At 46.5% G+C, this 19,457-nt stretch carries 19 protein-coding genes and 2 pseudogenes; 18 read left to right on the plus strand and 3 right to left on the minus strand.

All coding sequences use genetic code 11. The annotated features are described in order from the left end of the window. Positions 1-300 precede the first annotated feature (300 nt). The 12 genes and pseudogenes from EYS13_RS15385 to EYS13_RS15445 form a co-directional block, all read left to right on the plus strand. Positions 301-855, plus strand: a pseudogene (locus EYS13_RS15385) (ATP-binding cassette domain-containing protein); the annotation flags it as partial. A gap of 115 nt (positions 856-970) precedes the next feature. Further along, positions 971-2,253, plus strand: a pseudogene (locus EYS13_RS15390) (IS110 family RNA-guided transposase). Between the two features lie 542 nt (positions 2,254-2,795). Further along, positions 2,796-3,329: a CBS domain-containing protein gene (locus tag EYS13_RS15400; protein ID WP_340641273.1), complete on the plus strand. Its 534-nt coding sequence runs from the start codon at positions 2,796-2,798 to the stop codon at positions 3,327-3,329. A gap of 25 nt (positions 3,330-3,354) precedes the next feature. Then, a complete protein-coding gene (locus EYS13_RS15405; RefSeq protein ID WP_227764457.1) occupies positions 3,355-4,023 on the plus strand; it encodes an ABC transporter permease in 669 nt (222 codons plus the stop codon). Next, the gene (locus EYS13_RS15410) at positions 4,020-4,655 is read left to right on the plus strand and encodes an ABC transporter permease (RefSeq protein ID WP_227764459.1); all 636 of its coding nucleotides are present in this window, start codon (positions 4,020-4,022) and stop codon (positions 4,653-4,655) included. The genes EYS13_RS15405 and EYS13_RS15410 overlap by 4 nt, the downstream gene beginning before the upstream one ends. A 199-nt stretch (positions 4,656-4,854) precedes the next feature. Then, positions 4,855-5,271: a methylaspartate mutase subunit S gene (gene glmS / locus EYS13_RS15415; protein WP_227764461.1), complete on the plus strand. Its 417-nt coding sequence runs from the start codon at positions 4,855-4,857 to the stop codon at positions 5,269-5,271. Positions 5,272-5,281: 10 nt separating this feature from the next. Further along, entirely contained in the window at positions 5,282-6,691 is a 1,410-nt protein-coding gene (gene glmL / locus EYS13_RS15420; RefSeq protein ID WP_227764463.1) for a methylaspartate mutase accessory protein GlmL, read from the plus strand. Then, positions 6,675-8,126 (plus strand): methylaspartate mutase subunit E, encoded by a 1,452-nt coding sequence (locus EYS13_RS15425; RefSeq protein WP_227764466.1) that lies wholly within the window; start codon positions 6,675-6,677, stop codon positions 8,124-8,126. Before glmL ends, EYS13_RS15425 begins: the two co-directional genes overlap by 17 nt. 83 nt (positions 8,127-8,209) lie before the next feature. Further along, positions 8,210-9,469: a methylaspartate ammonia-lyase gene (locus EYS13_RS15430; RefSeq protein WP_227764467.1), complete on the plus strand. Its 1,260-nt coding sequence runs from the start codon at positions 8,210-8,212 to the stop codon at positions 9,467-9,469. 4 nt (positions 9,470-9,473) lie between these two features. Next, positions 9,474-10,832, plus strand: coding sequence for an acyclic terpene utilization AtuA family protein (locus tag EYS13_RS15435; RefSeq protein ID WP_227764469.1), 1,359 nt, complete (start codon positions 9,474-9,476; stop codon positions 10,830-10,832). Positions 10,833-11,069: 237 nt separating this feature from the next. After that, on the plus strand, positions 11,070-11,408 hold the full coding sequence (locus tag EYS13_RS15440) for a DUF4387 domain-containing protein (RefSeq protein WP_227764473.1): 339 nt from the start codon (positions 11,070-11,072) through the stop codon (positions 11,406-11,408). Continuing rightward, on the plus strand, positions 11,405-12,307 hold the full coding sequence (locus EYS13_RS15445) for an alanine-tRNA synthetase second additional domain-containing protein (RefSeq protein ID WP_227764474.1): 903 nt from the start codon (positions 11,405-11,407) through the stop codon (positions 12,305-12,307). Before EYS13_RS15440 ends, EYS13_RS15445 begins: the two co-directional genes overlap by 4 nt. 16 nt (positions 12,308-12,323) lie before the next feature. On the opposite strand, the gene EYS13_RS15450 is transcribed toward EYS13_RS15445, so the two are convergent. After that, entirely contained in the window at positions 12,324-13,274 is a 951-nt protein-coding gene (locus tag EYS13_RS15450; protein WP_227764475.1) for an ATP-dependent DNA ligase, read from the minus strand. A 225-nt stretch (positions 13,275-13,499) separates the two neighbouring features. Between EYS13_RS15450 and EYS13_RS15455 the strand changes: the two genes are divergently transcribed. The 3 genes from EYS13_RS15455 (at position 13,500) to EYS13_RS15465 (ending at position 15,526) form a co-directional block, all read left to right on the plus strand. Continuing rightward, complete coding sequence (locus EYS13_RS15455) at positions 13,500-14,609, plus strand: HD-GYP domain-containing protein (protein ID WP_227764476.1); 1,110 nt, start codon at positions 13,500-13,502, stop codon at positions 14,607-14,609. Positions 14,610-14,634: 25 nt separating this feature from the next. Further along, positions 14,635-14,841 (plus strand): FmdB family zinc ribbon protein, encoded by a 207-nt coding sequence (locus EYS13_RS15460; RefSeq protein WP_227764477.1) that lies wholly within the window; start codon positions 14,635-14,637, stop codon positions 14,839-14,841. 106 nt (positions 14,842-14,947) lie between these two features. Then, positions 14,948-15,526 (plus strand): DUF3786 domain-containing protein, encoded by a 579-nt coding sequence (locus EYS13_RS15465; protein WP_227767991.1) that lies wholly within the window; start codon positions 14,948-14,950, stop codon positions 15,524-15,526. A gap of 93 nt (positions 15,527-15,619) precedes the next feature. On the opposite strand, the gene EYS13_RS15470 is transcribed toward EYS13_RS15465, so the two are convergent. Both EYS13_RS15470 and EYS13_RS16335 read right to left on the minus strand, forming a co-directional pair. Next, entirely contained in the window at positions 15,620-15,886 is a 267-nt protein-coding gene (locus EYS13_RS15470; protein WP_227764478.1) for a hypothetical protein, read from the minus strand. Positions 15,887-15,908: 22 nt separating this feature from the next. Beyond that, complete coding sequence (locus EYS13_RS16335; protein ID WP_265332392.1) at positions 15,909-16,037, minus strand: hypothetical protein; 129 nt, start codon at positions 16,035-16,037, stop codon at positions 15,909-15,911. Between the two features lie 131 nt (positions 16,038-16,168). Here EYS13_RS16335 and EYS13_RS15475 point away from each other — a divergent pair, with 131 nt between their 5' ends. The 3 genes from EYS13_RS15475 to ilvE all read left to right on the plus strand — a co-directional run bounded on the left by EYS13_RS15475 (position 16,169) and on the right by ilvE (position 19,457). Continuing rightward, positions 16,169-16,354, plus strand: coding sequence for a sporulation peptidase YabG (locus EYS13_RS15475; RefSeq protein ID WP_227764479.1), 186 nt, complete (start codon positions 16,169-16,171; stop codon positions 16,352-16,354). 145 nt (positions 16,355-16,499) lie between these two features. Then, a complete protein-coding gene (locus EYS13_RS15480; RefSeq protein ID WP_227764481.1) occupies positions 16,500-17,546 on the plus strand; it encodes an IS30 family transposase in 1,047 nt (348 codons plus the stop codon). 1,032 nt (positions 17,547-18,578) lie between these two features. Continuing rightward, complete coding sequence (ilvE, locus tag EYS13_RS15485; protein WP_227764484.1) at positions 18,579-19,457, plus strand: branched-chain-amino-acid transaminase; 879 nt, start codon at positions 18,579-18,581, stop codon at positions 19,455-19,457.

Raw genomic sequence — 19,457 nt, forward strand, 5'->3', positions numbered from 1 at the left:
AGGGGCCAGCCATGTCCCCAGCAAGCTGCACGCCTTTAGTAATTAGTCGTTAGTGTTCAGCCTTCAGTCATCTGCTTTCAGCCATAAGCTGTCAGCGGCTAGTTACTGGCGAGTGGTGACTGATTAGGTTACCGGCAAGTAGCCGTAGGCGTGTGCAGAAACCACGACCGAGGACTCGGGGCAAAGCTGAGAGCCGATGCTGGGGACTGACGGCTGACGACTATTTAAGGCTGTGGACTGGTCTGAGGGTCCTGTGCCGTGCAAAGCGTTAGAAAACTAATATTCCAGGAGTGTGATGGGATGATCCTATTGGAGAATGTCACTAAGAAATTTGGGCAAAATTCTGTAGCTGTCGATAATGTTAATCTACACATTCAGCCGGGTGAATTCATTGTCTTGATAGGACCTTCCGGCTGTGGTAAGACCACTACCATGAAAATGATCAACAGGCTGATTGAACCCACAGAAGGCAGAATCCTGGTGGAAGGAAAGGATGTAAGCCAGCTGGATCCCATCCAGTTGCGCCGTCGGATCGGCTATGTGATCCAAGAAATCGGCCTGCTGCCGCACATGACGGTAGCTGATAATATTGCCTTGATACCGCGCTTGCAGAAATGGACAAGAAACAAACAGATGGATCGGGTGGCTGAATTGTTGAACATGGTGGGGCTTGATCCTGATGTTACCATGCATAAATATCCCAGACAGCTCAGCGGCGGGCAGCGGCAAAGAGTCGGTGTTGCAAGAGCTTTGGCAGTGGACCCTCCGATAATGCTTATGGATGAGCCTTTTGGTGCTTTGGACCCTATTACCCGTGAGCAAATGCAGGATGAATTCCTTAAATTACAAAAGAAGCATTCCTGTAATGAATTAAAATGAGCTTTGAAAAAAGAAGTACCTCCTGTTAACATACGAGGTGTCGAGGTGTCGATTAACTAGCGACCCTTAAATAACAGAGGAGGTACTCAATATGAAGTATAACCAGAACTCAAGAATTTTGCAAATAACAGAAAAGACTTTAATCATTGGTGTAGATGTAGCTAGCGAGACAAATTACGCCAGAGCTTTCGATTACAGAGGCGTAGAACTAGCTAAGCTACTAAAATTCAATAATGACAACAACGGCTTCAAGACATTTTCTGAGTGGGTAAAAAGTGTGGCAAAACAACAGCAGAAGCAGCAGGTAATGGTTGGGATGGAGCCTACGGGACACTATTGGTTTACCTTTGCCCAGCATCTTAAGGATCACCAGCTGAAAATAGTACTAGTGAATCCGTTTCACGTAAAGCGAAGCAAAGAATTGGATGATAATAATCCGACCAAAAATGACCGAAAGGACCCAAAACCATTGCCATGCTGGTAAAAGACGGTCGATACATGGAACCGTACATTCCCGAAGGAATTTACAGCGATTTACGAAATGCAATGGAAACCCGCTTAAGATTAGTGAAGCAGCTTAACAGCATCCGAAACAGAGTTAAACGCTGGATAAGCATATATTTCCCGGAGTTCAACAGAGTCTTTGGGGATTGGGAAGGCAAAGCAGCAATAGTAACGCTAAAAGAGTTTCCAACACCGGATAAAGTACTTGAAAAAGGCGTCGAAGGCATAGTTGCCAGCTGGAGAAAAGAAATCAGCAGAGCTGTTGGAGTTAGACGAGCCAGCCAACTAGTTGAGGCAGCAAAGATATCAGTAGGAGTACGAGAAGGATTAAGAGCAGCTCAAAATGAACTTGCCACACTACTAGAAGAATATGAAATGCTGCAGAGGCAATATGAAAGGACAATGGCTCTAATAGAAGAATTAGCCATGCAGATTCCCGGTATTGAAGAAATGCTAAAAATCAAGGGAGTAGGCCTCATAGCAGCAGCAGGGTTTATAGCTGAAGTAGGGGATATTACAAGGTTTGAACATCCAAAGCAGGTACAGAAGCTGGCGGGACTAAGCCTGAAAGAAAATAGCTCAGGAAAGCATAAGGGCCAAACAACTATTAGCAAACGAGGGCGAAAAAGGCTAAGATCGTTGTTATTTCAAGGGATTATGCCCATAGTGGCTAAGAACAACGAATTTAAAGAACTACACCAGTACTACACAACAAGGCCACAGAACCCGCTCAAAAAGAAACAGTCGCTAGTACTCTTATGCTGTAAGCTCATAAGGATATTTTACACCTTACTGAGAAAAGGCGTAGCTTATGACCCACAAAAAATGATGAGTGATATAAGAAGGCAAGAATTACAGGAAGCCGCCTAAAAAGCGCACCGCAACTGACAATGTTACATTTCATCCGTTTGCCAGTCAAGGGTAAAGACTGCGTCGCCGCTATCGCGGCCCCTTGACAGTCAAACTCCTGCAATGTAACAAGCAATCAAGCGGTGCTGGAAATGTAAAAAAACCTTGCTTAATTAAAGATTACGTTCATTGACAAAGCGAGCCGGAATAGTCAGGTTGAAATTTATCCATAAGGGCATTTGACCCAGCAAAGGAGCAAGGCTGACATCCACCTCATGGGCAGGCAGTACGAAGGAATTTAGGGGCACAGACCCTGTGAGACATGGGAGGTTTGCCACCGGAGAACAAGTGGATTACATGGCCGAAATACGTTTAAAAGACGCATATTCTGTCGGTATACACTTGTTAATCCAGATATATACAAAAATAGGCATATTGTCCAAGAGGATTGACTTTGTACAAATGAAAATCTAAGATTAAGCGAGATTTTCAAAGAAAATTAAAGATTATAGAGGGAGGTTAATAAAACAATAGTTTTTGTCACTCATGATATGGATGAAGCTTTGAAATTTGCGGACAGAATCGTGATTATGAATAAAGGGAAAATAGTGCAATGTGATACCCCTCAGGCAATTTTGCGTAATCCGGCCAATGATTTTGTGCGGGATTTTGTTGGAACGGATCATACATTAAAGCAATTAAGCCTTATCAGGATTAAAGATGTGATGATTACGGAAATAAGTACCCTTAAACCAACTGATAATATCGAACATGCACAAAAATTGTTTGCCATGGGCTATCGCAGTATCGTGGTGGTAGATGAAGCCGGGAAGGTTAAAGGGTATGTAAATAAAGAAGAAGTAGGGCGGGTTTCCGCGGGACAGAAGGTTTCAGAGATACTTACCGCTCCAATCAGCACCATTTCTTATGATAAATCTTTGAAGGAAGCCTTAAATACAATGCTTAGAAACGATGCCGGATGCTTAGCTGTGGTCAATGAACATGCTAATCTGGTGGGTATAATTACTTCTAATTGTTTATATAAGATCGTAGGTGAGCCCTATCTGGATCCAGGCAGAGTCGATAGAGCCCTTTAGAAGCGGTTTTGAGGAGGTGCGGGTCATGCGCTATATACTGCAAAACCCAGGAAATGTACTTAGCCTAACACTGGCTCATATTGAAATTTCTGCAGTTGCAGTATTGGCTTCTGTATTAATCGGGGTACCCATAGGGATTATACTTACGCGGGTAAAGTTTTTGAAAGGATTTGTTATAGGCGTTGCGGGTGTATTATATACTATCCCTAGCCTTGCTCTGTTTGCTTTTTTAATTCCTTTTTTTGGGCTGGGGTTTAAACCCACCATAATTGCGCTAATCCTTTATTCTCAACTAGCGATTATACGTAATACAGCTTCGGGGATTGAATCAATTGAACCAAACATTATTGAAGCGGCTACAGGTATGGGGATGAATCGCCGGGAACTGTTGTTCCTAGTCCAGCTCCCGCTTGGTTTGCCGGTAATTATGGCAGGGGTAAGGATGATTACGGTCATGTCCATTGGCATTGCCACTATTGCAGCTTATATTGGCGCAGGAGGATTGGGGGATTTAATTTTCCAGGGAATGTTTACCGTAGATGCAGATTTGATTGTAGCTGGAGCTATACCTATTTGCCTCCTGGCGTTGCTGTCAGATTACCTGCTAATTAAGTTGCAGCATAAAATGGAACAATGGAAACACGATTTTAACTTAAGCTCAGAAAACCTGGCCGCCAAAGGGGGGAAGCTATGATAAAATATATTTTGACTCATCAAACTGAGTTTTTGGTTATGGTACGGCAGCATTTGGATTTGACAATACTGGCATTGGTTTTAGCTATGGCAGTGGCAATCCCTCTGGCAATCCTGGCAACGCGGGTTGTTTTGCTTGAGGGGGCCGTTATGACTATTGGCAATATAGGTCAAACCATACCTAGTTTGGTTATCTTAGGTCTTGGTATTCCACTGGTAGGCATTGGGTTTGCCCCTGCTCTCTTAGCTCTGTTTCTGCGGGCAGTCCTGCCTATCCTTATAAATACTTTTGTTGGCATAAAGGGAGTAGATCATTTTGTTATTGAGGCGGCGAGGGGCATGGGAATGACGGAAAACCAAATTCTTTGGAAAGTGCAAATTCCATTAACTGTTCCCGTAATGCTGGCTGGGGTCAGGACAGCAGCAGTCCAGGCAGTTTCTTTAGCCACCTTGGCCGCTTTTGCCGGTGGAGGCACTCTTGGTGACCTTATTCAGCAGGGAATTATGATGGTAGATAAAGACCTGTTGTTGGCCGGCGCTGTCCCAACTGCTATCCTGGCGCTGCTGGTTGATTTGCTAATGGGCATTGTTCAAACCATAGCTACGCCGAAGGGATTGAAAATAGCTGAGTAAGTGATTAACACCTTTACTGGCTGCCCTAATGGGTAGCCAGTTAGTCTTTAAACATTCATTACAAAAGCAGATAAAGCAATTACCCAAGGGTTGGAAGGAATTATTAGCTATTCCTCGAATATGAATAAGTATTGGATCAGTCCATAGGGCCGAATAGGATTCCTAAATGGGTAGAGAAGATGCTAAGGAGGGGGGAGCGTTGCAAGAGCATAAAACCGTAGTTTTAGGGGTGATTGGTGCTGACGTCCATGCCGTCGGCAACCGCATCCTGGATTACGCTTTAACACAGGCAGGTTTTAAAGTGGTAAACATCGGTGTCCTAGCCAAACAGGAGGAATTCATTAATGCAGCCATTGAAACTGCTGCTGATGCCATTTGGGTGTCCTCACTATATGGTCACGGGGAAATAGACTGCCGGGGCTTAAGGGAAAAATGCCAGGAAGCAGGCATCGGCCGGATTATTATCTATGTTGGTGGCAACCTGGTGGTGGGTAAACAAGACTGGGAAAAAGTTAAAGAGACCTTTCTGGCAATGGGATTTGACAGGGTTTACCCGCCTGGCACCTTGCCGGAAGAGGCTATTGCTGATCTGCGCCGGGACTTGGGGTTAAGCTGAGGTGAACGCCATGGAGTTGGCTTTGCTGGTTGATTTTGGCAGCACGTATACCAAAGTTACGGTGGCTGACCTGGAGGCGGAGGAAATCAAGGCAACAAGCCTAGCTCCTACTTCCGTTGACACCAACATCATGCTGGGCCTGGAAAAAGCTCTAGCTAACGTCCGGGCAGTGCTTGGTTGTGACCCTCCTTTTAAGCATAAAGTTGCCTGCAGCAGTGCTGCCGGCGGGTTAAAAATGGTGGCTGTCGGGCTGGTCAAGGACCTGACTGTTGAGGCCGCCAAACGGGCAGCCCTTGGAGCAGGAGCCCGTGTCTTGGATGTCTTTGCCCACCAGCTCACTATGGAAGAAATTAAGCGGATAAATTTCCTTAACCCCGACATCATTTTGCTGGCCGGGGGTACTGACGGCGGTAACAAAGAGGTGTTGCTTCACAATGCCGGAATGCTCTGCCATTTGATTAAAAGAATACCGGTGGTGGTAGCCGGCAATAAGGTGGTGGCAGCGCAAGCAGCGGCTGTGTTAAACGAGCATGGTTTTGAAACAGCGGTAGTTGCTAATGTCATGCCCGAATTAAATAAGCTCAATATTGAACCGGCCCGGCGGAAAATCAGGGAAATATTTCTGCAGAAAATTATAGAAGCCAAGGGTTTAAAACAAGCGGAGGCTTTTATTGACGGCATACTTATGCCAACGCCGGCCGCGGTTTTAAATGCTGCACATTTACTGTCCAAAGGTGCTGCCGGCGAGTCAGGCTGGGGCGATTTGCTTGTAATTGATCCGGGCGGCGCCACTACCGACGTCCATTCCATTGGGGAAGGCGCCCCAAGTAAAAGCGGAATTACCTGGAAGGGACTGCCTGAGCCGGAAGCGAAACGCACCGTTGAAGGTGATCTGGGGATGCGTTACAGCGCCAAAGGCCTTTTAGAAATGGGACGGGAGCGTCTTAAACACTTGGAAGCAGACCGGTTAAGCGCTTTGGAAGCGTATGTTGAGAGCCTCAGCTCTTGTCCTGGATACCTGGCAAAAAATTTAACCGAAGCCCAATTTGAGACCATCTTAGGCGAACTGGCAGTTGAGGTTGCAGTGGAACGTCATGCCGGTTTCCTGGAGGTTGTTTATACTCCTTTTGGCTCCAGTTACCTGCAGTACGGCAAAGATTTAACGGAGTTTAAACATGTGATCGGCACTGGCGGAGTTTTGGTGCACCATTTCCACCCTGCGGAGGTGCTGAAAAAAGCCCTTTTTAACCCGGCAACCCCGCAGATCTTGAAACCACATTCTCCTGAACTTTGGCTGGATAAGCGTTACATCATGGCTGCTATGGGACTGTTGGCTGAAATAGATGCCGTGAAGGCACTTCGCATCATGAAAAAATATATGGTATACCTGGGGAGGTATAATTTTGGAACTGAAAAATAGCAAATGGGCGGAAGGAGAGTTGTTAGCCCGGCGCGCTGAAGTTTTGGGGACCTGGCCTACAGGAAAAGAGGTGGATTTGGAGGAAGCAGTCTCTTACCACCGGCAACTGCCTGCTGCCAAACAATTCAGCCTTAAGCTCCTGGAAGCCAAAGAGAGAAAAATAACTTTAGCCCAGCCCCGGGCCGGGGTGGCGCTGATTAACGAACACATCGATTTGCTCCGTTACCTGGAAGACGAAGGAGGAGCGGATTTACTGCCTACCACTATTGACTCCTATACCAGACAAAACCGCTACAGTGAAGCTCAAACCGGCATTGAAGAAAGCCGCACCATGGGCAGATCAATGCTGAACGGATTTCCTGCCGTAAACCACGGGGTGGCTGCTTGCAGGCAAGTTGTGGAAGCTGTGAAGAACCCGGTCCAGGTCCGGCATGGGACCCCTGACGCCCGAATGCTGGCGGAAATCACTCTTGCCGGCGGCTTCACGGCTTTTGAAGGGGGCGGCATCTCCTACAACATCCCCTATGCCAAGGATGTGCCTATAGAAAAAAGCATTCTCTGGTGGCAATATGTGGATAGGTTAACCGGCTACTATGAAGAGAACGGGGTATCAATCAATCGGGAACCTTTTGGTCCTTTGACCGGCACCCTGGTCCCTCCCTGTATCTCCCATTCCATTGGCATTATTGAAGCGCTGCTGGCAGCAGAACAAGGTGTAAAAAACATTACCTTGGGTTACGGGCAGTGCGGGAATCTTCTTCAGGATGTTGCAGCCTTGCAAACCTTAACTGAATTGGGAGAAGAGTATCTGGGACGTTTTGGCTATAGAGATGTAAACTTGACTACAGTTTTTCATCAGTGGATGGGAGGGTTTCCTCAAGATGAAAGTAAAGCCTTCGGGGTCATTGCCTGGGGAGCAGCTACTGCTGCTTTGGGGAAAGCTACTAAGGTGATTGTAAAAACTCCCCACGAAGCCTTCGGCATACCTACCAAAGAAGCAAACGCCGCCGGCATCCGGGCCACAAAACAGGTTTTAAATATGTTAAAGGACCAGAAATTGGAGGAAACCCCCGGCCTTGCAGATGAAAAAGAGGTAATCAGGAAGGAAGTACATTCCATCCTGGAGCGGGTACTGTTGCTGGGGGAAGGGGACCTGGCCCAAGGGGCGGTACGTGCTTTCCAGGCCGGCGTGTTGGATGTACCTTTCGCGCCTAGCCGTAACAATGCCGGTAAAATTCTTCCTGTACGGGATAATAATGGGGCCGTACGTCTCTTGGAGTTTGGCAACTTACCATTGCCGGCGGAGGTGCAGGAGTTCCATCGGGAGAAGATCGCGGAGCGGGGCAGGGCGGAACGCCGGGAACCTTCATTCCAGATGGTCATTGATGATATCTATGCCATCAGCAAAGGGATGCTTGTGGGAAAACCGCGGTAAACAGTTAAGAGTTAAAAGTTAAATGTTAAGAGTTAAAAGTTAAAAGTGAGTTAGGGTGAAAGCTTGGGAGAGGGGTCTTTAGCATGAGGATTGTGGATTTGATTGCTTCGGCGGGGGTGACGGGGTTTTACTTTGACGACCAGAAGGCCATAAAGTTGGGAGCTGAGGGAGATGGCTTTGCCTATAAGGGGGACCCGGTTACCCCTGGATTTACTGCTGTCAGGCAAAAAGGCGAGTCTATCTCCATTATGCTCATTCTGGAAGACGGACAGGTGGCCTACGGTGACTGCGCAGCAGTGCAGTATTCAGGTGTGGGAGGGAGGGATCCTTTATTTCTGGTAGAAGAATATATACCTCTAATTCACCGGGAAGTAGCTCCTAAATTACGGGGAAGGGAGATAACCTCTTTTAAAAAATTAGCAGGTGAGTTTGACACTTTGGTCCAGTCTGACGGGCGGCGGCTGCACACTGCCATTCGCTACGGAGTTACCCAAGCTATCCTGGATGCTGTGGCTATATCCCAGCGGAAGACTATGGCGGAAGTTATTGCAGAGGAATACGGCACTACCTTGGCGAAACAAACTATTCCCATTTTTACCCAGACCGGGGATGAGCGCTACCTGAATGCCGACAAGTGCATCCTGAAACGGGCCCAGGTATTACCCCATGGGTTAATTAACAATGTGGAAACTAAGCTTGGCAGGAATGGGGAAAAACTGTTGGAATACGTTAGCTGGCTGAGAAAACGGGTTTTTGAGTTAGGGCAGCCCGGTTATTTTCCTACCCTCCATATAGATGTCTACGGTACTATCGGTATGTTGTTTAATGAAGAGCCGGGGCCTATGGCCGCATATCTGGGAGAGTTGGCTCAGGCTGCTGAGCCGCTTAAGCTGCGGATTGAGGGACCCATGGATGCCGGAAGCAAAGAAGGTCAAATCCAAGCTTTAAAAGTCTTAAAGAATGAAATGTCGGCTAAAAATATTCCCGTAGAGATTGTAGCCGATGAATGGTGCAACACCTTGGAAGATATCAAGGAATTTGTAGATGCTAAAAGCTGCCACATGGTGCAGATCAAGACCCCGGACCTGGGAGGGATTAATAATATAATTGAAGCAGTGCTTTATGCTAAAGCCCACGGCGTAGGGGCTTACCTGGGCGGGACTTGTAACGAAACCGAGCGTTCTTCCCAGGTGTGCGTGCATATTGCTTTAGCCACTCAGCCAACTCAGATTCTGGCCAAACCGGGCATGGGTGTGGATGAGGGCTATATGATCACTTACAACGAGATGCAGCGGACTTTGGCCCTGCTGCAGGCCAGGAAGAAAGCTGCTCAAGGGAGATGAGCCAATGGAAGAGTTTCGGGTTTTATCGCCTACGGCTATTTTAGGCTACGGTTTTCCCCTGGAGTCTTTTGCCAGGGGTATGGAATTTAAGCCCCATGTTATAGCGGTAGACGCAGGGTCCACCGATCCCGGGCCCTATTACTTGGGGGCAGGAGTGTCCTTTACGGACCGGCAGGCAGTGAAACGGGACCTGGAGATCATGCTTAAGGCGGGACTGGAGCAGCGCATTCCGGTGATAGTAGGTTCAGCCGGCGGCGCGGGAGCCGACCCTCATCTGGAATGGTGCCTGGAGATTGTGCGGGAAATTGCCCGGGAAGCAAAGCTGCATTTTAGGATGGCCAGCATCAGCGCAGAGCTGGAGAAGAGCATGCTGGAGGAGGCGTTGGCTGACGGTAGAATATCGGTACTGGAACCGGGAAAGCCTTTAACCAGGGAAGAACTGGAGGCCAGCGTCCATGTGGTGGCTCAGATGGGAATGGAGCCGTTTATCCGGGCATTAGAAGCGGGAGCCGACGTAATTATAGCCGGTCGCTCCTATGACCCGGCCGTCTTTGCAGCTTTACCGGTGTCAAAGGGGTTTGACCCGGGGTTGGCGTTGCATATGGGGAAGATCCTGGAGTGTGCCGCTATTGCTGCCAGCCCGGGCAGTGGCAGTGACTGTATGCTTGGTATTTTGAAGGAGGCTCACTTTTGTGTGGAGCCATTACACCCTGCCAGGAAGTGCACAACCTCTTCCGTGGCAGCCCATACCCTGTATGAAAAGACTAACCCTTACCTACTGCCGGGTCCTGGCGGAATGCTGGACCTGAAAGACTGCCGATTTTTTCAGGAGACGGAGTACCGGGTCCGGGTGGAAGGGAGCCGTTTTATTCCAGCTCCTAAATACACCCTGAAATTAGAAGGGGCGAAACAGGTGGGTTACCGTACTCTGTCTATTGCGGGTGCGCGGGACCCGGTCTTTATTGAACAGCTGGATATGATTATTGCCGGTGTTAAAGAACGCCTGGCGGATAACTTTAAAGATGTCGCTCCCTCCCGTTATCAACTGCTCTTTCATATTTATGGCCGCGATGGGGTGATGGGAGAACTAGAGCCTACGCCGCAAATTACTTCCCATGAAGTTGGAATTATCATGGAGGTGGTGGCTGAAACTCAGGAACTGGCCGACACCATACTAAGCTTTGCCAGGTCAACCATGCTGCATTACGGTTATCCGGGGAGGATTTCTACCGCAGGGAACCTGGCTTTCCCCTATTCCCCTTCGGACCTAAAAACCGGTCCGGTGTACCAGTTCAGCGTCCATCACCTGCTGGAGGTCGATGATCCGGTCGCATTGTTCCCTATAACTTGGGAGTGCATTTAACATATTAGATAGTAATCAATTACCGGCTGCCAACTTTAATAGCTGCCAGTTACCGGTCATCAATTGCCAGCACTTTTAGTCACCGGTCATCGGCAGGCTAACGCCGTCGTCAGTCATTAGTTTTCAGCCGTCAGCTATCAGCTCTCAGCAATTAGCCGCTGGCTTTTTCCGCAAAAGCCATACATGCAACTAAGGACTAACGACTAATGACTGAAGGCTAAATCAGGGAGGTGCCCCATGAAAAAAGTTTCCATTCGCGCTTTGGCTGTGGTGATTCGGAGTAAAAACGCCGGGCCTTACGAGCTGACTTTTGATTTAATTTTTAAAGACAGTGCCACCTACCAGCGGGTAAAAAAATCAGGTTTTTTTACTCCCGAGCTTTTTGCGGAGCTTTACCGTGTCCCGCTGGCAGATGTTATATCATTTGTGGAATTCGACCCTGCTAACGCCATCAAATGCACCATCAGACGACCGCGGGCTGCCGGGGATGTGGGAGAGACCGACGTCTACGGGGCTCAGCAGCATGCCCCGCTGCTGGATTTAGCAGTACCTATCGATGCTGAGGTGATACCATGACCATTCCCGTATATGAATATTTGATGCATGCTGAGTACTTTGCCCCCCGCGGGAAAAAGCGTTTGCTCCTTTTGGGGTCTAATCTCGCCCAGCGTTACCTTAGCCCTGAAGATAAGTTGATCGGGCTGGTGGGGCAGGCGGGGGCGGGCAAATCCCTTTTGATTCGCGGGATGTTTCCCGGTCTGGAATTGACCAACGATGATAACGGCATCAACATCCGCCCGCTGCCACTGATGCAAGATGCGGAAGCAGGACATTTTCGCTGCCACAGCTATCATGTGGATGTCCGTTTTGAGTCTGCTTTTACTCAGCTGTGGCAGTTGGCGGAAGCTGTGAAGAAAGCCATTATGAAAAACCGGCGGGTGGTTATTGAGCATTTCGAACTGCTCTATCCTTTTTTAAAAATGAATGCTGAGATCCTCATCGGAATCGGGGAGGAAGTGATTGTAACCAGGCCGGGCGTTTTCGGTCCGGAACCTAAAGAGATTACAAGCATCGTGTTCGAGTCCATTAAATACAGAAAAATGTCCCATACGGCCGAAGACCTGACTGATATGATTTTGCAGGAGATGGGCATAACCAAAGCTGAGGTGCACAGCGACGTCAAACATGGTTTTGTCCTGGAATTCAGGCAAAAACCCGAGATCGATCTGGAGGCAGTGGAATCCAGGGTTAAACAGTTGATCGCCCATGATCTGCCCATCTTCTACCACGACGAAGAACATATCAAGGTAGGCGACAGAACCTGGCAGTGTACCGGTCCCCGGCTTCATGTCCGGTCCACCGGCGAAATTGTGGGTTTCCGCCTGCTGAAAGAATTCCGTTGGGATCCGATTCAACGTTTATATACCATAGCCGGGCTGGTAGGGGAAGAAGATAACCGCAGTTTCGTCTATTGACTAAAAACTCCGTTTTTTACAAAAAGGGGCTTTCCACAATACATTCCTCCGGGGGCACCTCAACAAACCCTTGGATACTGGGTTGTCTAAGGGTATGGCCTTCGGTCCATTCCAAAAATTGTATCTTGGCAGTTATTACCGGTTTCAACCAAATAGCTCTTTCAACCCGCTCAGGCTTATTAATAAATGGACGTTTTGGAACTACTAACGGTTTTATTTTTTCAGTCAAAGCTTTCCAATCGGCGGAAGTAAGCTTTCCGGTACCAGCATGTCCGATGTACCATAGCTGGCCTTTGTTGTCATATATCCCTAGCAATACTGCGTTGACAGTTGCTCCCCGTAGAGTCACTCCTCCTACCACAGCCGTCAAATCTTTATAATTTTTTACTTTCTGCCAGCGACCATCTTTTTTGCCAAAGGCATAAGTACTGTTAAGGTCTTTGCACACAATTCCTTCCAAACCTTGTGTTTGAATTGCGGCAAACAAGCTACAGGCATCACTGAAGTTTTCTACCAGCTGTACATTTTCGCCGGGGGTAATAACTTCCGCTAAAAGCTCTTGCCTTTCGCGCAATGGCTGTTCATTAACCCATTTTTCGTTGCAATAGAGAATATCAAATAACATGTATATAACGGGGGTTGTTTTTTTTGCTCGTTCCACATTTTTTGGATTTCGAACTCCATCGCGCTTCATTACTTGATGAAACGATGGCTTTCCATTCTGTAAAGCTATTACCTCTCCGTCAAGCACAACTGATGAGGCGGAGCAGTAACTTTTAAGCTGGGTGAGCTCAGGAAATTGCATAGTTCGCTCATGGAGTTTGCGGTTGAACAGCAATACCTCCAGCCCATCGTAATATGCAAGTACCCGGACACCGTCCCATTTTACCTGTGCTACCCACTGGGGGCCGTCGGGAATTTCCTCTGAAAGTATAGGTTCAAAAGGAATGACCGGTTTTAATTTCATCTTTTCAGCCCTTTGGTAAATAAATTTATGCTCAAATATTATTTTGCTTCAAGATGAACGGTTTTAAGCTTTGTAACGCCGGACTGGGAAATATTGACTAACATAAGTTTTTTTGTTACGATTAAAATGTTCTTTTTTGCCTTTTTTCTACTCCGCTGATGAGCGAATAAAATGATGCCGCAGGCAACTGCGGTTTTAGCATTTTTTTAATGAGGAGCCTGAATAGTGCGGAAAATAGGGATTGAATCGCTGAAACCCGGGATGAAAGTGGCCCGCGCTGTATATTCTAGCGACGGTTATATTTTACTTAACGCGGGAGTTGTTTTAAAAGACCGCTTTATTGAGCAGCTGCGGCTTTTTGATATCGCGTCCGTTTATGTTGAGGACGGGCTGCTGCCTGATGTCGAAGTAGAAGATGTCATTTCCGAGAAAACCAGGGTTGAGGCGATAAAAACAGTAAAAGATATGCTGTGCAGCATCAAACGTGAGGTTAATTCCGGGAGGAGTTTGCTCATTAGGGGCCCAAAGTTGGTGGCTACCGTGCAGAATATTATCAAGGACCTGCTCAGTAACAAAAAGTTAATGGTTAACCTGGTAGATATACGCACCATGGACTCTTATACTTTCGGTCATTCAGTAAATGTGTGTGTATTAGCGGTGATCACAGGGATGGCCTTGAATTTGAGCGAGGCGCAACTGGTTCATCTGGGCATGGGGGCCATTATGCATGATGTAGGCAAGGTTTTGGTCCCTGATGCTATTTTAAATAAACCGGGTCCCCTCAATTCTGAGGAGTACCGGGTAATCCAGCGCCATTCGGAATTTGGTTATAATATTTTAAGTAAACAGCCGGAAATAAGTTCTTTTTCGGCTAAAGTTGCCTTGGAACATCATGAGAAGTTTGATGGCAGCGGCTATCCCCAGGGTTTACGGGGAGACGATATCCATCTTTATTCAAGAATAGTTGGAATTGCCGATGTCTATGACGCTTTGACAGCCGATCGGGTCTACCGCAAAGGTTATCTTCCTCACGAGGCTTATGAGCTGCTGGCCGGTGCAGGGGGAAGCATGTTTGATTATGACCTGGTCAAAGTCTTTTTGAGCCATATAGCCGCTTATCCGGTGGGAACACTGGTCAGGTTAAATACCGGGGAAATCGGCGTCGTGGTGGACACCCCTAAGGGGTTAACCACCCGTCCGGTGGTTAGGGTGTTGTTTAAAGATGGCATATTATTAAAAGATCCTTACGAAATTAAGCTGGCTGAAAGCACACGGGTTTTGGTCAGCGAAGTCCTTTCAGAAGAGGAGTTTATTAAATTAAAAAACGCAAGTTGAGTTGCCGAAGAGGAGGGGAAAAAACATGCCAACCTATGATTACGTATGTAAAGATTGTGGGCACAGATTTTCCTTGTTTTTGCGCCTCAGTGAAAAAGATCGAGCCAGGTGTACTAAATGCAGCAGTTCAAACGTCAACCAACTTTTTACCGGCTTCCTATATTCAAAGCCGGGGGGAGGTTCTGCCGGCGGCTGCAGCGGTGGAAACTGTAGCACTTGCTCAGGATGCTGATTTTCAAGATAGCAGAAAGGATGGGTTGAAGATGGAGGTGCCGGGGAATTATTTGCCTGCGTGGGAAGAAACCTTAGCAAAATTTGCTGCTGCCAACCCCGTTAAAATGGCAGAGCTGAGTTTGGCGGATTTTGACCGTAGCAGTAATAATTTTACTATAACCTATTTTAATAAGCCATACCGGGTTTCTTTTCCTGAAGGATGTTTCCAAGCTTTAGCAGGTGACAAGGCTCCGGCTTTAAGCGATCGGATTATAATTCTGCAGTATTTAAGCGGCGCTTGCGGCCCCTCTTACCTGAGGGGCTGGCTGACCTTCAAGGAACTGCCTGGCGGAATGCTGCACAATGCTCCTTTTATCCGGGAGGCGCTGCAGCCGTTAGCAAATGTTATAGGTAACGACATGGCTTTGCTGGAGGATGCCTGTTTGGCTTTAGGGGGAGCTAAAATGGATTTGGGCAATGCCTCTTACAAGGTGCCGGCTCTTCCTAAAATTCCTTTAGTTGCCGTCTGTTGGTCCGGAGAGCAAAAAGCCGCCAATTATAACATTCTTTTTGACCGTTCAGCTTCTTTACATCTGGACACGGCGACTCTGTATATGCTGGGAATCAACTTTTCCCTGGCTATCTTACAAATGGTAAAGCGTAAAAAGACACCGGCTAACTTTTCCGGTGTGCGTCATAATTAGGCCCATAGCGGCTGCTGGTAGGGGCTTCCGAAACGATTCCAGGCCCGTGGGTTTTCCCATCGGCTACTTCGCGACGAAATTCATAGGGAGCAGTCAACTTTCTGCTCCCTCCTGTTCCTGTATTTTTTTCTGGGCGGTAAATTTATAACTGTTGGCATCGGAAGGTTGTTCCGAAAAAATTTCGCGGGCAAACCTAAAAGGCATGGCAGCGACCTGTTCTGACATGTAGGCGGTTTGTTTAATGATTCTGCCTGTATTGGAAGATTCGTCCCCCCAAAGCTGCTGGGCGATTTGAAAAGGCATGGTGGCAAATCCTTCCATTAGATTAATGCTCTGTCTCACAAGCTTGTTTATTGACATTTGCTTTTCCCCGCCTTATTCCCTATTCTTTGGTAAAAGCCAAAAGAATTATTTTTCCATTGTGTTGGGCGTCAATTTTTGCTTCTGCTTCCTTTAAGGTGCTGAGATCCTCTTGCGACAGCTGCGCCAGATTCAGGTCTTTTAAATTCATTTTATGCACTCCTCGTTTTTAGTGATTGTCTTTAATGCTAGTATTCCGAGAAAGGCAATCTTTATGTAATTTACAATATTTCACACTTTCTCCTATGCACCTTCATAAACTAATATAGGAGGTGTTATAACATGAAAATCGGGGACTTGGTAACCAGAAAATCCCACAATAATGATATTACATTTTGTATTATCGATTTCACCTCAGATGCTGAAGGACAATGCGTAGCTGTGTTAAAAGCCTTATATAACAATACACTTATTGTGGATGCTCCCATTGAAGACTTAGTTAACGTGTTGCCGAAAGGTAAACTTTAAAGTTTGGCAAATCTCTGAATATTTAACTTGAGGTTCATTGTAAAATTAAATGCAACAGGTAAAATACAGTAAAAAAATAAACAACCATAGTGAGAAATCATGTATGATTTAGGTGTCTACTCCAAACATACAGGAGGTCTCTACTATGGCTGTTCAATCCAAGTCTACCACAACTGTACGTTCTTTTAAACACCTAAGTGTTTTTGAACGAGGTCAGATTGCCGCTCTCTTAAAAGAAGGTAAAACTCAACGTTATATTGCTAACAAGTTAGGTCGCTCACCAAGTACAATTAGTCGCGAAATTAAAAGAGGAACCACAATTCAAAGGCGTTCGGATTTATCAACTTATGAAGAATATTTTCCCGAAACTGGACAGGCAATATATAAGAAAAACCGTATGAACTGTGGGGCAAAGTGCAAGCTGGCTCAGGTTGAAGATTTTCTGAAATTTGCAGAAGATAAGATACTGCACGAAAAATGGTCGCCAGATGCAGTTGCCGGTTCTTGCAAACGAGATCCTAAATGGCAAGATGCTACCATTGTCTGCACCAAAACTTTGTATAGTTACATAGACCAAGGGTTGCTAACAGTCCGAAATATTGATTTAAGCCTTAAACTTAGATTAAAGCCTAAAAGTAAAAGGGTTCGTCAGAACAAACGCATCATGGGAATAAGTATTGACCAAAGACCAGAAGAAGTACAACAACGCCAAACTTTTGGTCATTGGGAAATTGATACTGTAGTAGGTAAACGAGCAAATGATTCAGTTATTTTAACCCTAACTGAACGAAAAACCCGCCACGAGCTGTTATTTCTCTTGGATACAAAAGACAGTAATGCTGTTAATAATGCACTTTTAGAGCTTAAGAATTACTACGGTGAGCAAATTTCCAACGTATTTCGTACTATTACAGCAGACAACGGTTCCGAATTTAGTGAGCTATCCGAAACCATGAAACCATTAGGAATTGAAGTTTACTTTTCTCATCCTTATTCCTCCTGGGAACGAGGAACCAATGAACGTCATAATGGGCTTCTACGCCGTTTTGTACCTAAAGGAAAAGCCATTAAGGAATTTTCAGCAGCAACGATAGAGCGCATACAGCACTGGCTAAATAAGCTTCCACGTAAAATATTAGGTTATAAAACGCCAGAAGAATGTTTCCGTGAGGAGCTATCCAAAATAGCTTAAGCCCTCCTTCTTGGGGGATTATAGAGCTCATTTGATGGTAGTCAAGGGTAAAGACTTCGTCTTGCCTAGCGGCAACCCTTGACAACCCTCTGCATTCGCTCAATAAAGTAGCCAAGAAGGGCTTAAAGATGGATATTATTCTTTAAAACCTAAAATCATGATGATTCTCACTAGAGGTGTTGCATTTAATATTGCAATTTAGAATATTTAACTTGAATATTTAACTTGGATTTTTAACTTGACAACGATTAGGCTCAGTTATATACTATTTTTTAAATAAACATATTTTTTCCACAGACAAGCGATGACGGGAGACACGTCAAGGCTTATTGGTTGGGGACATCTCCTTTTGCCTTGTAAGGTCACAGAGAGCCGGGGTATGCTGAAAGCCGGTACCTTACAGAGTCTTGGTATCCCTCCCAAGCTGTTTTGCTGAAGTCAGAAGTAAGCGAAGCCGGAAGTGCCCGTTACAGCACAGGCGTTGTTGGACGCTGCGAGTGGTCTTTGTGACAAACAGGGTGGTACCGCGGGAACTAAATCTCTCGTCCCTGGCAGAGTTTGCCAGAGACGGGAGTTTTTTTATAAATTTTTTATAAGCACCGCTCTTTTACAAACGTTGGTGTATAGCAAAGCTTATGAGGGAAGTGTACCTAGGGTTCCGGGCCTTCGGCGGTCCTTAGTCCCTGGTCGCCAGTCGTTAGTTTTGAGCTAACATATAAGAAGAGCTTGAAACTAAGGACCAATGACTAACGACTAACGACGCCGACCAAAGGTCGGCTGGTCCGAGCGGTACAGGCAAATGCGTATATTGTGGCGTGTTTGTTACACCGTGGGTATAAAAGACCCAGCGGATAGGTTCCACTCTTTCCGAACTTATCTGTGGGTCTTTTTGTATAGGCTCTTTGCTGTCGGCTGACAGCAGGTAGCTGACGGTTAACACTATTTTAATAATTTCAAAGTGGCTACTTAGCTAACGGCTGAAGGCTGATAGCTAACATTTATACTACATTCATTTAAGAAGGGGGAGTTTTTGTGGGATTAATTATTTACTTGAATGGAAAGTACGTACCGGAGGAAGAAGCTGTCGTTTCTGTTTTCGATCACGGATTGCTTTACGGTGACGGAGTTTTTGAAGGGATAAGGGCTTACCACGGTCGGGTGTTCAAACTAAAAGAACACATCGACCGCCTGTATGAATCTGCCCAAACCATTAAACTGAACATAGAGCTGACTAAAGAGGAAATGACAGAGGTTGTCCTGGAAACTCTGCGCAGAAACAACCTGCAAGACGGCTATATCCGCCTGGTGGTTTCCCGGGGTAAAGGGGATCTGGGTCTCGACCCGCGGAAATGTTCAAAATCCTTTGTGTTCTGTATAGCCGCGGGCATTCAGCTTTATCCGAAAGAATTGTATGAAAAAGGCTTGAGCATTGTAACAGTAGCAACCAGGAGAAATATTCCCGAGGCCATGAACCCCAGGGTTAAATCCCTTAATTACTTAAACAACATTATGGCCAAGATCGAGGCTACCCTGGCAGGAGTGCCTGAAGCCCTAATGCTGAATAACGAGGGTTATGTGGCTGAGGCTACGGGAGACAACGTATTCCTTGTTAAGAACGGAGTCCTGATTACTCCGCCGCCTTTTGTAGGACTGCTTGAAGGAATAACCAGGAATACGGTTATGGAGTTGGCCCGGGCCAAAGGGATCAAAGTTGAAGAAAGAGTGTTCACCCGGCATGATGTCTATATTGCCGATGAATGTTTCTTAACGGGGACTGCCGCTGAGGTTATCCCTGTAGTAAGCGTAGACGGCAGGCAAATAGGCGACGGCACACCGGGTAAGATGACACTGGAACTGATCAAAGACTTCAGAGAACTGACCAAAGTGGACGGACCCGTAATTTCTAAATAG

It is taken from the genome of Zhaonella formicivorans (assembly GCF_004353525.1).
Taxonomy (GTDB): domain Bacteria; phylum Bacillota; class DUOV01; order DUOV01; family Zhaonellaceae; genus Zhaonella; species Zhaonella formicivorans.